The sequence below is a fragment of the Stenotrophomonas sp. CASM110 genome, from assembly GCF_049384345.1.
In the GTDB taxonomy this organism is placed as follows: Bacteria; Pseudomonadota; Gammaproteobacteria; order Xanthomonadales; family Xanthomonadaceae; genus Stenotrophomonas; species Stenotrophomonas muris.
Genome location: NZ_JBMRGI010000003.1, coordinates 30,546 through 43,361 on the forward strand (window position 1 = coordinate 30,546; position 12,816 = coordinate 43,361).

Annotated in this window: 15 protein-coding genes; 11 read left to right on the forward strand and 4 right to left on the reverse strand. The window is 67.4% G+C overall.

Features of this window, described 5'->3' with window-relative positions; all coding sequences use genetic code 11:
* Together VG561_RS02750 and VG561_RS02755 are read right to left on the reverse strand one after the other, a co-directional pair.
* On the reverse strand, window positions 1-684 hold the full coding sequence (locus VG561_RS02750) for a response regulator (protein WP_423179357.1): 684 nt from the start codon (window positions 682-684) through the stop codon (window positions 1-3).
* A gap of 198 nt (window positions 685-882) precedes the next feature.
* Window positions 883-1,455 (reverse strand): Ax21 family protein, encoded by a 573-nt coding sequence (locus tag VG561_RS02755; RefSeq protein ID WP_014645657.1) that lies wholly within the window; start codon window positions 1,453-1,455, stop codon window positions 883-885.
* A gap of 277 nt (window positions 1,456-1,732) precedes the next feature.
* Between VG561_RS02755 and VG561_RS02760 the strand changes: the two genes are divergently transcribed.
* Window positions 1,733-2,092, forward strand: a complete 360-nt coding sequence (locus VG561_RS02760) for a DUF1428 family protein (RefSeq protein WP_164077656.1) — start codon at window positions 1,733-1,735, stop codon at window positions 2,090-2,092.
* Between the two features lie 15 nt (window positions 2,093-2,107).
* Here VG561_RS02760 and VG561_RS02765 read toward each other — a convergent pair whose 3' ends face one another.
* Together VG561_RS02765 and VG561_RS02770 are read right to left on the reverse strand one after the other, a co-directional pair.
* The gene (locus VG561_RS02765; protein WP_164077657.1) at window positions 2,108-2,794 is read right to left on the reverse strand and encodes a hypothetical protein; all 687 of its coding nucleotides are present in this window, start codon (window positions 2,792-2,794) and stop codon (window positions 2,108-2,110) included.
* Window positions 2,795-2,901: 107 nt separating this feature from the next.
* Window positions 2,902-3,783, reverse strand: coding sequence for a histone (locus VG561_RS02770; RefSeq protein ID WP_134808438.1), 882 nt, complete (start codon window positions 3,781-3,783; stop codon window positions 2,902-2,904).
* 490 nt (window positions 3,784-4,273) lie between these two features.
* On the opposite strand from VG561_RS02770, the gene VG561_RS02775 reads away from it, so the two are divergent.
* The 10 genes from VG561_RS02775 to VG561_RS02820 all read left to right on the forward strand — a co-directional run bounded on the left by VG561_RS02775 (window position 4,274) and on the right by VG561_RS02820 (window position 12,779).
* On the forward strand, window positions 4,274-5,707 hold the full coding sequence (locus VG561_RS02775; protein WP_014645652.1) for a Do family serine endopeptidase: 1,434 nt from the start codon (window positions 4,274-4,276) through the stop codon (window positions 5,705-5,707).
* Window positions 5,708-5,808: 101 nt separating this feature from the next.
* Entirely contained in the window at window positions 5,809-6,174 is a 366-nt protein-coding gene (locus tag VG561_RS02780; protein WP_004153835.1) for a hypothetical protein, read from the forward strand.
* A gap of 8 nt (window positions 6,175-6,182) precedes the next feature.
* Window positions 6,183-6,653: a phage holin family protein gene (locus VG561_RS02785; protein ID WP_014645651.1), complete on the forward strand. Its 471-nt coding sequence runs from the start codon at window positions 6,183-6,185 to the stop codon at window positions 6,651-6,653.
* Window positions 6,650-7,105 carry a protein sip-5 gene (locus tag VG561_RS02790; RefSeq protein ID WP_423179358.1) on the forward strand — a complete coding sequence of 152 codons (456 nt, stop codon included), beginning with the start codon at window positions 6,650-6,652 and terminating at the stop codon, window positions 7,103-7,105. Before VG561_RS02785 ends, VG561_RS02790 begins: the two co-directional genes overlap by 4 nt.
* Before the next feature lie 67 nt (window positions 7,106-7,172).
* Window positions 7,173-8,282 (forward strand): AI-2E family transporter, encoded by a 1,110-nt coding sequence (locus tag VG561_RS02795; protein WP_049441853.1) that lies wholly within the window; start codon window positions 7,173-7,175, stop codon window positions 8,280-8,282.
* 91 nt (window positions 8,283-8,373) lie between these two features.
* Window positions 8,374-8,841 carry a hypothetical protein gene (locus VG561_RS02800; RefSeq protein WP_032961458.1) on the forward strand — a complete coding sequence of 156 codons (468 nt, stop codon included), beginning with the start codon at window positions 8,374-8,376 and terminating at the stop codon, window positions 8,839-8,841.
* A 74-nt stretch (window positions 8,842-8,915) separates the two neighbouring features.
* Window positions 8,916-9,635 (forward strand): HAD family hydrolase, encoded by a 720-nt coding sequence (locus VG561_RS02805; protein ID WP_049441851.1) that lies wholly within the window; start codon window positions 8,916-8,918, stop codon window positions 9,633-9,635.
* Between the two features lie 3 nt (window positions 9,636-9,638).
* On the forward strand, window positions 9,639-11,006 hold the full coding sequence (locus VG561_RS02810) for a leucyl aminopeptidase family protein (RefSeq protein ID WP_423179359.1): 1,368 nt from the start codon (window positions 9,639-9,641) through the stop codon (window positions 11,004-11,006).
* Window positions 11,007-11,142: 136 nt separating this feature from the next.
* Window positions 11,143-12,246, forward strand: a complete 1,104-nt coding sequence (locus tag VG561_RS02815) for a catalase family peroxidase (RefSeq protein WP_053495702.1) — start codon at window positions 11,143-11,145, stop codon at window positions 12,244-12,246.
* A complete protein-coding gene (locus VG561_RS02820; RefSeq protein ID WP_049441850.1) occupies window positions 12,243-12,779 on the forward strand; it encodes a cytochrome b in 537 nt (178 codons plus the stop codon). The genes VG561_RS02815 and VG561_RS02820 overlap by 4 nt, the downstream gene beginning before the upstream one ends.
* Window positions 12,780-12,816 lie beyond the last annotated feature (37 nt).

Genomic DNA, 12,816 nt, shown 5'->3' on the forward strand with positions numbered 1-12,816 from the left:
TCATCCGCATTCCAGCAGGTGGCGGAAGCGGAACAGGTCACCGTCCCCGCGGATGCCGAGCTTGCGGTAGGCCGAGGTTTTCTGCGAGCTGATCGTGCTGGCTGAACGCCCCGATCGCAGGGCCATTTCGCTGGTGCTGACCCCTTTCAGCACCAGCCCGAGCACTTCCCGTTCGCGCTGGCTCAACGGCACCAGTGCCGGGGCCTGCATTCTGCGTGCACGCGTGCCCGGCAGGTTCAGTTCCGCGCGCAGCTCCGGTGGCACGAAGCGCCCTCCCCGGGCGACCACATCAATGGCACGCAGCAACACGTCCGGTGGCGTCGACTTGGACAGGAAGCCGCGCGCACCGGCACGCATCGCGGTGGCCACCGTGCTGGCATTGCAGTGTGCCGAGAGCACCAGCACCGGCAGTGCCGGCCAGCGCTGCGACAGCACGTGCAACAGGGCCAACCCATCGCCCAGGTCGCCCATGGGCAACGCATCGATCAGCAGCAGGTCGACACACGTCGGGCTGCGCTCCAGCAGGTGCAGCAGGTGCGCCTCGCTGGACAGGCTCACCCGTACCTGCACACCCGCGTGCTGGCGCAGCAGCACTTCCACGCCCAACCGCAGTACCGGGTGCGGGTCCAGCAGCGCCAGGCGTCGTGGCCGATCAGGCAGCAGAGGCGGGAGGGTCAGCGGCATTGCGGCATGTCCAGGCAACATGGGACATCCAACGTAGGTCGGTGCCCGCAGCGGCGGAATCCAATTCCTTGCAATGGCTGGCCCGCGCATTCCGCCAGTCAGACAGCATTCCGGTTTGCCACGGCGCAAACGCAACAGGCCCGGCAAATGCCGGGCCTGTTGGGGCGTCTCCAGCGCGCAATCGCGCCGAGGCAGCAATTACCAGCTGAAGCGCGGGCCGACGGTGTATTCCTTGTCGCCGTGGCGGTTCATCTTCAGCTCGCCGTTCAGGCCCCAGTTCTGGTTCAGCTTGACCTGACCACCCAGGCGGCCGTACCACTGGCCATCCGGATTGACGCCGTGCTTCTTGGCGTAGTCTTCGTAACCGACCATGCCGTAGACCTCGGCGTGGGCGCCGAAGGCAGTGCGGATACCGGCTTCAGCGCTATAGCCGTTGAAGTCCAGACCGTGCTTGCGGTCGAACTTCTGGTAGGCAACGCGGGCAACGAAGTCGGTGCTCGGAGCGATTTCAACGTTGTAGCCGGCACCGACCTTCCACTGGTCAACCTTCAGGTTGGTGTGGTCGATTTCCTGGCGGCTGTATTCGCCGAAGGCGTGGAAGTTCGGCAGGAAGCCGTAGGAACCCTTCACGCCCCAGCCGTCGGCCTTGATGCCTTCAACGTCGGTCTTGGCGTAGTCGGCTTCGGCGTAGTTGTAGGACAGGTTCTCAGCAGCCGAAGCGGTGAACGGCAGGGCAGCGGCCAGGGCCAGAGCAATCAGCGAATTCTTCATGGGGGTACACCTTTACTTTCTTATGGTGTGCAGCAGCGCCAGGGCGCCATCGCATCGGGAATGTAAATTCTCCGTTATTCGCCACAACGCTCCCTGAAAACAGCGGTCTTCGCATTGCTGAATTTTTTGGCTTGATTCAGGCTGCGTCTGGCATACGCGCGCGGCGCGCGTGCATTTTTCAGGTTTCTTCACCGTCCACCGTTGTCGATCCCCGATCCCCTGGTTCGTCGTGTACCTGAAGGCCGTGCATGTGGCACGGTCCATCCGGAGGCAGGCAATGAGCTACATCGACGGTTTCGTCCTGGCGGTGCCCACCGCCAACAAGGAGAAGTTCCTCGCCCATGCACGCACAGGGGATCCCGTTTTCATCGAGTACGGCGCGCTGCGCGTGGTCGAGTGCTGGGGCGATGACGTGCCGCACGGCAAGGCCACCGACTTCTTCGGCGCGGTGAAAGCCACGCCGGATGAGACGGTGGTGTTTTCCTGGATCGAATGGCCGGACAAGCCGACCCGCGACGCCGGCATGAAGAAGATGATGGAGGACCCGCGGTTTGATCCAACGAAGAATCCGATGCCGTTCGACGGCGCGCGGATGATCTACGGCGGCTTCGTGCCGCTCTACGAGCTGACGCGCTGAACCCGGCGGACGTGCTCAGCGCGCGTCCGTTTCATCGCTGGCAGCAGCACGGCCGGCGCCCAGTGCGGCGCCGGCACCGAGGCCCATGCCGCCCATGCCGGCGCCCATTCCACCACCACCGCCACCGCCTGCACGGCCGCCCTTGGCATCGCCGTCGTTACGGCCCTTGCCGCCACCACTGGCAACGGGCCGGGTCGGCCCCTGCGGTGGAATCTGCAGATCGGCCGGAATCGGGGCCAGATCCAGCGCTTCGCGCACGAAGTCGCGCAGCGAGACCACCAGTTCGTGGGTATGCACCGGGCGCCCCTGTGCCAGTTCGTTGGCGGCACGCGTGGCCAGCCGCACCTGTTCGTCGGTGCCCAGCAGCAGGATGTCCGACAGCGCGGCCTCGACCGCATCGCGGATGCGCCGCGCACGGTCCGAGCGCGGCTCGGCGATGCCGTCGGCATCTTCGCGCTGGCGCAGGTCGCGACGATGGCTGGGATCCACGCCCAGCTCGCCGGTGAACGAACCGCCCAGGGTCTTGTAGGCGGCCATCAGCGTGCGCAGCCGTTCGTTGATCTGCCGGTTCTCGCGCTCGCGGCGCTGCTGCAGGGTCTGCATCACCAGCAGGCGGATGCCGACGCCGAGCAGGGTGATCAGGACCAGGCCGGCCAACGTGGACAGCACGCCCTGCCAGGAACTGAAGTCGATACCGCGCATGGTCGGGGCTCCGGCGGGAAGAACCTGCATCTTGCCCCAGGTAGCGCCCCAGAAACGCGAAAGGCCCTACCACCCGGTGGGTGGCAGGGCCTTCGGTCACGGCGCGATTACTTGCGCTTGGCGACCTTGCGCACGGCCTTCTTGGCCGGAGCCTTCTTGGCGGCGACCTTCTTCAGCGGCGCAGCCTTCCTGGCGACCGTCTTGCGGGTGGCGGCAACCTTCTTGCCCACCGCCTTCTTGGCGACGGCGGTCTTCTTGCCGACAGCCTTCTTGGCGACGGCGGCCTTCTTGCCAACAGCCTTCTTGGCGACGGCAGCCTTCTTGCCGACAACCTTCTTGGCGGCCGCGGTCTTCTTGGTGGCGACCTTCTTGGTGGCGGCAACCTTCTTGCCGACAACCTTCTTCGCAGCCACGGCCTTCTTGCCGGCGACCTTCTTGGCGGCGACGGTCTTCTTGGCCACAGCCTTCTTGGTGGTGGCGACCTTCTTGCCGACCACCTTCTTGGCGGCCGCGGTCTTCTTGGCAACGGTCTTCTTCGCGACGGCGGCCTTCTTGGTGGCGGCCTTCTTCACGGTGGCGACCTTCTTGCCGGCAGCCTTGGTGGCCTTCTTGGCGGCAGCGGCCTTCTTGGTCACAGCCTTGCCTGCAGCGGCCTTCTTCTTGGCCACTTCCTTCTTCAGGGCAGCGGCTTCGGCCTTGGCGTTCTTCTTGGCCGCTTCCAGCTTCTTCTTGGCATTGGCAACGGTCTTGCCGACCGACTTGGCGGCCTTGTCGGCCTTCTTGGCAACGGTCTTCTCGACCTTGGCCACGGCCTTCTTGGCCTTGGCAACGCGGGTACCGGCCGCCTTGGTGGCGCGCTTGACGGTCTTCTTGACCGACTTCACGGCGTCTTCGGCGGCGTGGGCGATGGTCTCGCCAACGTTGGTGGCGGCTTCTTTGACGTTCTCGACGGCGTCGGTCACGACCGACACACCATTACCGTTGCTCATGTTGCCCTCCTGGGGGCCTTAAGTATCAAAACGGGGCGATGCTATACCGACATTGACGATCGTGGAACGGGGCACGCGCCCGCAATCGCATCTGATGCGACGGCCATGGTGTAGCCCACCACTGCCGCAGAAGCGGCGGGTTCACAGGAAACCCCTTTTTTTAAGGACTACGCCACAGCAAGCGCGTGGTCGAAGATGGCCGTTGCGTGCCGTTGCACGGACGCGGCATCCGATGCGTGCTGTGGCGCATTGCGGCACCCGGTTGCGCGGAACTGCGCAGGTATCGGTCTGTGTCGGCGCCCCCGGCGATCGTCTTCGGTGGTGCAGGCGTCGCCTGTGCGGTGTCGCCACAGCCATGCTGTCAGCCTCCTCACTCGCCTTTCGCGGCCTGCGGTTTTCATGGCGCATTTATCCAGATCGCGACACACTCATTCAGCTTGTTTTACCGTAGGGCCGAACCGCCCCCACCCACGCCAGCGAACCGACAACCATGCGACCGCTTCCCACCCTGCTTACGCTCGCAATCGCCGCCGCCTTCGGTGGCTTCGTTGCCACCGGCATCAATGCCCACCTGGACAACCGTGCCGATGCAGCACCGCTGCCAGCGGTGCTGCCGACCACCGCCGCGTTGCCGGCCGCGGTGGCCGGACAGGCGGTGCCTTCGCTGGCGCCGATGCTGGAAAAGGCGATGCCGGCCGTGGTCAGCGTCAACACCAAGCAGGTGGTGCGCGTGCGCAACCCGTTCTTCAACGACCCGTTCTTCCGCCGCCTGTTCCCGGATATCCCGCAGGAGCGCATCAACGAATCGCTGGGCTCGGGCGTGATCATCGACGCCAAGGAAGGCCTGGTGCTGACCAACCACCATGTCATCGACAACGCCGATGACGTGCAGGTGACACTGGCCGACGGGCGCACGGTGAAGGCCGAGTTCCTCGGTTCGGACCGCGATACCGACATCGCGCTGATCCGCATCCCGGCGCAGAACCTGACCGACATCAAGCTCGGCAACAGCGACCAGCTGCGGGTCGGTGACTTCGTGGTGGCCATCGGCAACCCGTTCGGCTTCAGCCAGACGGTCACCTCGGGCATCGTCTCGGCGGTGGGCCGCAGCGGCATCCGTGGCCTGGGCTACCAGAACTTCATCCAGACCGATGCGTCAATCAACCCCGGCAATTCCGGCGGCGCCCTGGTCGACCTGCAGGGCCAGCTGGTCGGCATCAATACCGCCAGCTTCAACCCGCAGGGCAGCATGGCCGGCAACATCGGCCTGGGCCTGGCGATTCCGTCCAACCTGGCGCGCAGCGTGGTCGACCAGCTGGTCAAGCACGGCGTGGTGGTACGCGGCACGCTGGGCGTGGAGAGCCAGAACCTGACCGCGCAGATCGCGCAGGGGCTGGGCCTGGGCGAAACGCGCGGTGCGCTGATCACCCGCGTGCTGGCCGGTTCGGCGGCCGCCGCGGCCGGGTTGAAGCCGGGCGACGTGGTGGTCTCGGCCAACGGCCAACGCGTGGACAGCGCCGAAGCCCTGCACAACGTGGAAGGCCTGGCTGCGGTCGGCAGCCCGATGACGCTGGATGTACGCCGCGAAGGCAAGCCCGTGCAGATCAAGGCCACGCTGAAGGAACAGGCGCGTGCGGTCACCGGCGAGAGCCTGGACCCGCGGTTGACCGGTGCCACCTTCGTCGACCTGCCCGAGTCGCTGCGACAGTCGGGTGTCGGCGGCGTGCTGGTCAGCGAGGTCAAGCGTGGCAGCCGCGCGGCCAGCAACGGCCTGCAGCAGGGCGACATCATCACCGACGCCACCGTGGGTGAATTCGCCGACCTGGCCAGCTGGCGCGCCAACTTCCAGCAGCGCCCGCCGACCCTGGTGGTGCGCGTGCTGCGCAACAATGGCCAGCAGCAGGGCCAGCTCGTGATGCGCTGATCGCCCTGCCGTAACACCCCCTATACCCCGGCAATGCTATTGCTGTCAGTCCAGGTCGGCACCGCCGACACCCGTTCCCCCATCGCAACAGGAGTGATTCGATGAGCCCCACCAATACCGAGAACCTGAAGGAACACCTGGGTGAAGCCGGTTCCCACCTGAAGCAGGCCGCCACGGCCGCCGGCGGTGCGATCAAGGGCGCAACCGGTGCCGCGACCGACGAGCTGCGCATCGGCAAGGCCAACGTCAAGGCCGAACTGTCCGACAGCGCACTGTCTGGCCTGGCCGCCGCCGAATTCGGTGGTGCCGCTGCCAAGGAACAGGTTGACGCGTTGATGGACAAGGGCAAGGACCTGATCGACAGCGCCGCCGAGTTGATCCGTGAGCGTCCGCTGGCTTCGTTCGGCGTCGCCTTCGCTGCCGGCTGGATCATCGCCAAGCTGGCCCGCGGCAGCAGCGACAAGTAAGCCGCGGCGTGAGCGAAGACAACGCGCAAGCCCCTGATCCGGCGGCCACCCCGCCGCTGGATGAGAGCATCCGCCAGGTCGGCGCGGCCGGTCGTGCCGCCGCCGATTCGGCCAAGCACACCGTGCGCTCGCTGCGCCGGCTGGCCTCGGCCGACTTCGCCCTGGCCCGCAGCGCCTTCGGCCGTGCGCTGGCCTGGGCCGGCGTGGCGATCGTATTTGGTGCCTCGGCCTGGCTGCTGATGGCGGCCACCCTCATCGCCCTGCTGCAGAGCTGGGGCCTTAGCTGGCTGCAGGCGCTGCTGATCACCTCGCTGCTGAGCCTGGCCGTCACCGGCTACGCGATCTGGCGGGTGTCCTACTTCTTCCATCACACCGGCATGCATGCCACCCGGCGCCAGCTGTCACGCCTGGGCCTGTTCGACGAGCCCAGCGAAGACGACCCCGATGCCGGCGTGCAGCTGCCCGAGGGCAAGCCATGAAGTTCGGCGCGCTGCAGCGGCGGGTGAAACGCTGCGAACAGGTGGTGACCGTGCGCCTGGGCGAGACCCATGACCACTGGTCCACGCTCAGCGACGTCTGGCGAAAGGGCTGGTCGCCATTGCGCATCGTGGTGGTCGGCCTGGCCGGTGGCTTCATCGCCGGCAAGCTGGAAGTGCCCGGCAAGGTCAACGGTGCGCGCTGGCTGCAGATGGTCGGTTCGGTCTCGAACCTGTTCGCCAGTGCCCAGGCGGCGTTCGCCACGGCGATGGCGGCACAGGCTGCAGCGACCGCCGACGACGCGGCCGAAGAAGCCGACGATGCCAGCGAGCAGGCACAGGCGGCGGCCTCCTCCGCCAACGCACGGCCGGCACCTGCCCCCCGCCCGGAACCCGAACCGGAACCGCGCGAACCGCGCCCGGCCGAAGCCGCCACCGAGCTGTCCGAACGTTGATCCACGCACTCCGCCGCGCCGATCGCGGCCGGCGGATAATGCGCTCCCCTTCCCGGTTGGTGCGTCGATGAGCGAGTCCCTCCTGTCCCCGTCACCAGCCGATCCGCAGGGTGCGGAGGCACCGCTGCCGCCCCCGTCGCGTCCACGCGGGCCGATGTCGCTGGTGGTCCTGGCCACCCTGGCGGTGGGCTACACGCTGTGGGCCGCGCAGGACATCATCCTGCCGGTGCTGCTGGCGGTGTTCTTCGCACTGGTCGGCAACCCGATCCTGCGCCTGCTGCAGAAGCTGTGGATTCCGCGCGCGCTGGGCGCACTGCTGATCCTCGGCGCCGGGCTGGGCGTGACCGGTTCGCTGGCGGTGCAGTTGATCGGTCCGGCGATGGAATGGGCGCAGGAAGCACCGCAGCAGCTGCGCAAGGTGGCCCGGCAGGTGCAGGACCTGACCAAGCCGGTGCAGCAGGCCAACCAGGCGGCGGAAAACTTCGCCCGCGTGGCCGGCGGTGACAGCAACCACAAGGTGCAGGTGATCCGCACCCAGCTGGACGATCCATACCGCATGCTGACCCGTGCACCGCGCCTGGCCGCGTCGGTGCTGGCGGTGGTGCTGCTGACCCTGTTCTTCATGATCTACGGGCAGAGCCTGCAGCGCGCAGCGATCGCCCTGTTCCCGAACCGCCAGCAGCAGCGGTTCACCACCGACATCCTGCGTTCGATCGAACGGGAGGTCTCGCGTTACGTGCTGACCATCAGCGTCATCAACACCCTGGTCGGGCTGGTGTTCGCCGGCGTGCTGATGCTGCTCGGCATCGGCCTGCAGGAAGCACTGCTGTGGGGCACGGTGGCTGCACTACTGAACTTCGCCCCGTACGTGGGTCCGCTGATCGGCGTGGCGCTGATGCTGTTGATGGGCTTCGTCGAGTTCCGCGACCCGCTGCAGGCCCTGCTGCCGGCCGCCGCCTACCTGGGCCTGCACACCCTGGAAGGGCAGATGGTGACCCCGATCGTGCTGGGCCGTCGGATGAAGCTGTCGCCGCTGGTGCTGATCCTGGCGCTGATGGTGTTCGGCTGGGCCTGGGGCATGATCGGGCTGCTGCTGGCAGTGCCGCTGCTGGTGTGCATCAAGCTGGTGCTGGCACGCCTGGATGGCATGCAGGGCTGGGCACGCCTGCTGGAGTGACGGCATCAACAACGGATGGACGCAGGTGGCGGAACCAGAAACAGGGACGAAGTGGCAGACTATGGCGCCCTACCCGGATGGATCCGCTCGTATGAACTCTCTCGCCACGCGTTGCCTTGCCTTGGCCTGCATTGCCGCTCCCGCGTTCGCCGCGACGCCGCCGACTGCCGATCAGGCGCGCACCCAGCTTGCTGAGGCGGTTACCTGCAAGCGGCACCTCACGCCCATGCAGTTCGACGCCATGGCCCGGATGCTGGCACCGGCCCCGGCAAGGGCGCAGGACGGCGAATCCAGCGGCGAGTTCCGGCTGACCACGCCCTTGATGGTGCTGGGCCAGCCCGTGAACCGGCTGCAGTCCTATGACGGCGACAGCGGCGAGGATGGCATCGACAGTTTCACCGCGTACTTCAGCTCGGCCAGTGTGGAACAGGTCGCGGCACTGGCGAAGATGTCCGACCCGGTGGCAGGCACCTACACGAAGGAAGTTGGGCGGCACAACCTGGACGTGCAGCAGTTCGACGGCCAGACCACCATCGCCTGCTCGTACAACCTGCGCTGACCCGGCCCAGCCACAGTGCCCACCCGCCCGCCGCGCCGCATGAAAGCCCGCGCGGGCAGGGGTAGAATGGCGAGGTGAATTTCCCCGTCCAAGCCATCACCCTCGACCTTGACGACACGCTGTGGCCGTTCGCTCCGATCGGCGCCCGCATCGAACAGGTCCTGCACGCCTGGATGTGCGAACACAGCCCCGCTACCGCCGCGATGTATCCGGTGGAGGCGATGCGCGAACTGCGCGAGCGGCTGTACCACGCCCATCCGCACCTCCACCACGACCTGAGTGCGCTGCGCCGGCTGACCCTGCACGAAGCACTGCACACCAGCGGTGCCAGCCTCGATCTGCTGGAGCCTGCGTATGAAGTGTTCTACGCCGCGCGCAACCAGGTGGAGTGCTATCCCGATGCGATCGACGCGCTGGCGCGCATTGCCGCACGGGTACCGGTGGCGGCGCTGAGCAACGGCAACGCCGACCTGGAGCGGATCGGCCTGGCCCATCATTTCGCCTTCCAGCTAGGTTCGCGCGAACACGGCGCGGCCAAGCCCGAAGCCAGCATCTTCCATGCCGCGTGCACCCGCCTGGGTGTGGCACCGGCACAGGTGCTGCACGTCGGCGACCATGCCGACATGGACGTGGCCGGGGCGATTGCCGCCGGCCTGCGCGGCTGCTGGATCAACCGCGACGCAGCCACCTGGACCCATCCGCAGCTGCAGCCGGACCTGCAGTTCGACACCCTTACCGGCCTGGCCGACTGGTTGGATGCCAACCTCGACGCCGCCGCACCCCGGAGTACCTGACGCATGAGCGAGATCACTGGTTTCACCGCCGACACCGCTGCGGCGCTGCCGTTGTACGTGCTGGACCGCGAGCAGTTCGCCGCCTGGAAGGACAGCCAGCCGGCTGCCACGCAGGCGTGGCTGGCATCGCAGGGCTTCGACGCCGGCGCCCACAGCGTGGCACTGCTGCCGGGCGCCGATGGCCTGGCCGGTGCCGTGATGGGCGTGGGTGATCGTGCCGATGCCTACAGCTATGCGCATGCGCCGCACGCGCTGCCGGAAGGCAGCGTCTGGCAGCTGGCCAATGAACTGCCGGCCGCCGAACGGGCGCTGCTGCAGCTGGGCTGGGGCCTGGGCAGCTACCGCTTTGACCGCTATCGCAAGCGCAATCGCGCACCGGCGCAGCTGGTGGCCTCGCCGACCGGCGAAGTGGCCGACCTGATCGCCGCCAGCCTGCGCGTGCGCGACTGGGTCAACACCCCGACCGAAGACATGGGCCCGCAGCAGCTGGAAGACGCCGCGCGCGCGCTGGCCGATGCACATGGTGCGCAGGTCGAGGCGATTACCGGCGACGAACTGCTGAAGCAGAATTTCCCGGCCATCCACGCCGTGGGCCGCGCTTCGCATCGTGCGCCGCGCCTGGTCGTGCTGCGCTGGGGCAAGGACACCGATCCGGCATTGGTGCTGGTGGGCAAGGGCGTGTGCTTCGATACCGGCGGGCTGGACATCAAGCCGGCCGACGGCATGCGCAACATGAAGAAGGACATGGGCGGCGCCGCGCACGCACTGGCCCTGGCCGGCCTGGTGATGGCGCGCGGGCTGCCGGTGCGGCTGACCCTGCTGGTGCCGGCGGTGGAAAACGCGATCGGTCCGGATGCCTTCCGCCCGGGCGAAGTGATCGCCACCCGCAAGGGCCTGAGCGTGGAGATCGACAACACCGATGCCGAAGGCCGCGTGATCCTGTGCGATGCGCTGACCTTCGCCGGTGAGCAGAAGCCGGACCTGGTGCTGGACTTCGCCACCCTCACCGGTGCCGCGCGCATCGCACTGGGCCCGGACCTGCCGGCACTGTTCAGCAACGACGACACGGTGGCCCAGCAGTGGCTGCAGGCCGGTGACGCGACCCGCGACCCGGTCTGGCGCATGCCGCTGTGGCGCCCCTACCTGCGCTACCTGAGCAGCGGCATCGCCGACCTGGCCAACGCCGGTTCGCGCATGGCCGGCTCGGTGACCGCCGCGCTGTACCTGGAACGCTTCCTGGAAGACGGCCAGCGCTGGGCGCACCTGGATGTGTATGCCTGGAACGACGGCGAGCGCCCGGGCCGTCCGGCCGGTGGCGAAGCGCTGGCGCTGCGCTCGGCGTGGGCGATGCTGAAGCAGCGCTACAGCTGATCGGGTGGGTGCCGACCGTTGGTCGGCACCCCGTCCCCGGAAAATCTGACGAAAAATTGAATTTCGGCCCCGGCCGGGTTCTGCGAGGATGTGTGGGTCGACCACCCACACGCTCCGTGAAGGCAGGACTCCGACCATGTCGCTCTTCCGCTACACCCGCGCTGGCCAGACGCCGGGCGCGCCACGCAAGCATTCACCCCTGCTCTGGATCGCACTGATCGCACTCATTCTGGGTGCGGTCGCGCTGGCCTTCGCCTGGCTGGCCGGCTGGATTGGAAACCGCCTGACCGCGCAGCGCTTCACCGACACCATCGAGGCCACCGGCCCGGCCCACCCGGGCTTCCGCCGCGCGCACAGCAAGGGCATCTGCGTGAGCGGCTGGTTCGAACCCAGCGCGCAGGCCCCCACCCTGTCCAGCGCACGGGTGTTCTCGCAGCGCCGCGTGCCGGTGATGGGCCGGTTGTCGATCGGCGGCGGCGACCCCTACGGCGCCGACAACACTGCACGCGTGCGCAGCCTCGCGGTGCAGATGGTCAGCGATGATGGCCAGGAATGGCGCATGGCGATGAACAGCTTCCCGTTCTTCGCCGTGCCCAGCGCCGAGGCGTTCTACGAGCAGACCCGCGCCTCCATTCCCGACCCGGTCACCGGCAAGCCCGATCCGCAGAAGATGGCCGCGGTGCTGGCCAAATACCCCAGTGCGCAGGCTTTCCAGCAGTGGGCCAAGACCGCGCCGTGGACCAGCAGCTGGGCCGACACCACCTTCAACAGCGTCAACAGCTTCTGGTTCACCAATGCGCAGGGCCAGAAGCGCGCGGTGCGCTGGCGCTGGCAGCCGCAGGCGCCGGTGGTGGAGATGGATGCGGAAACCCGCAAGCAGGCCAGCGTCGATTTCCTCAGCCAGGAACTGCAGCAGCGCCTGGCCAGCGGCCCGGTGCGCTGGAACCTGGTCGTGACCACCGCCGAGCCTGGCGATGCCATCGATGATCCGTCGGTACCGTGGCCCGAATCGCGTGATCAGGTAGTGGCCGGCGTACTCAGCCTGGACCGCATGCAGTCGCAGGAACAGGGCGCCTGCGGGCAGATCAATTTCGATCCGCTGATCCTGCCCAGCGGCGTGCGTGGCAGTGACGATCCGATCCTGGCGGCCCGCTCGGCCGTGTATTCGCAGTCCTTCAACCGCCGCGAACGCGAGCGCGCCACCGGCAACGTCGAGCAACGGAAGGAGGCCGCACGATGAGCACCGGCAACGGCCACTTCAACCTGCTGGCGCGGGTGCTGCACTGGTCCATGGCGCTGATGATCGTCGCCATGCTGTTCATTGGCGTGACCATGGTCGCCTCGCTGCACCTGCGACCGATGCTGATCGACCTGCACCGCCCATTGGGCATCACCATCGGCGTACTGGTGTTGCTGCGCCTGTACAACCGGCTGCGTCATCGCCCACCGCCGCTGCCGGCGGATCTTCCTGTGTGGCAGGTGATGGCGGCCAAGGCCTCGCACTGGATGCTGTACGCACTGATGCTGGCGATGCCGCTGATCGGCTGGGCGATGCTGTCGGCCGGCGGTTACCCGATCGTGCTGTGGGGCGGCCTGCACCTGCCGCCGATCGTGCCCCATACCCCGGCGCTGTATGCCGCGTTGCGCAATGCGCACAGCCTGCTGGCCTATGTGTTGTTTGCCACGGTGCTGATGCATGTGGGTGCAGCGCTGTTCCACCTGTGGGTGCGGCGTGACGGGGTGTTCCAGGCGATGGCGCGCGGGAAGAATTGAAAGGATTCGCCGGGCGTTCCCGGCGGATTGTTTCCGC

Excerpts from the sequence above, each read along its gene's own strand:
- VG561_RS02750 (WP_423179357.1), bottom strand. The coding sequence starts at position 684 with ATGCCGCTGACCCTCCCGCCTCTGCTGCCTGATCGGCCACGACGCCTG.
- VG561_RS02755 (WP_014645657.1), bottom strand. The coding sequence starts at position 1,455 with ATGAAGAATTCGCTGATTGCTCTGGCCCTGGCCGCTGCCCTGCCGTTC.
- VG561_RS02760 (WP_164077656.1), top strand. The coding sequence starts at position 1,733 with ATGAGCTACATCGACGGTTTCGTCCTGGCGGTGCCCACCGCCAACAAG.
- VG561_RS02765 (WP_164077657.1), bottom strand. The coding sequence starts at position 2,794 with ATGCGCGGTATCGACTTCAGTTCCTGGCAGGGCGTGCTGTCCACGTTG.
- VG561_RS02770 (WP_134808438.1), bottom strand. The coding sequence starts at position 3,783 with ATGAGCAACGGTAATGGTGTGTCGGTCGTGACCGACGCCGTCGAGAAC.
- VG561_RS02775 (WP_014645652.1), top strand. The coding sequence starts at position 4,274 with ATGCGACCGCTTCCCACCCTGCTTACGCTCGCAATCGCCGCCGCCTTC.
- VG561_RS02780 (WP_004153835.1), top strand. The coding sequence starts at position 5,809 with ATGAGCCCCACCAATACCGAGAACCTGAAGGAACACCTGGGTGAAGCC.
- VG561_RS02790 (WP_423179358.1), top strand. The coding sequence starts at position 6,650 with ATGAAGTTCGGCGCGCTGCAGCGGCGGGTGAAACGCTGCGAACAGGTG.
- VG561_RS02795 (WP_049441853.1), top strand. The coding sequence starts at position 7,173 with ATGAGCGAGTCCCTCCTGTCCCCGTCACCAGCCGATCCGCAGGGTGCG.
- VG561_RS02800 (WP_032961458.1), top strand. The coding sequence starts at position 8,374 with ATGAACTCTCTCGCCACGCGTTGCCTTGCCTTGGCCTGCATTGCCGCT.
- VG561_RS02810 (WP_423179359.1), top strand. The coding sequence starts at position 9,639 with ATGAGCGAGATCACTGGTTTCACCGCCGACACCGCTGCGGCGCTGCCG.
- VG561_RS02815 (WP_053495702.1), top strand. The coding sequence starts at position 11,143 with ATGTCGCTCTTCCGCTACACCCGCGCTGGCCAGACGCCGGGCGCGCCA.
- VG561_RS02820 (WP_049441850.1), top strand. The coding sequence starts at position 12,243 with ATGAGCACCGGCAACGGCCACTTCAACCTGCTGGCGCGGGTGCTGCAC.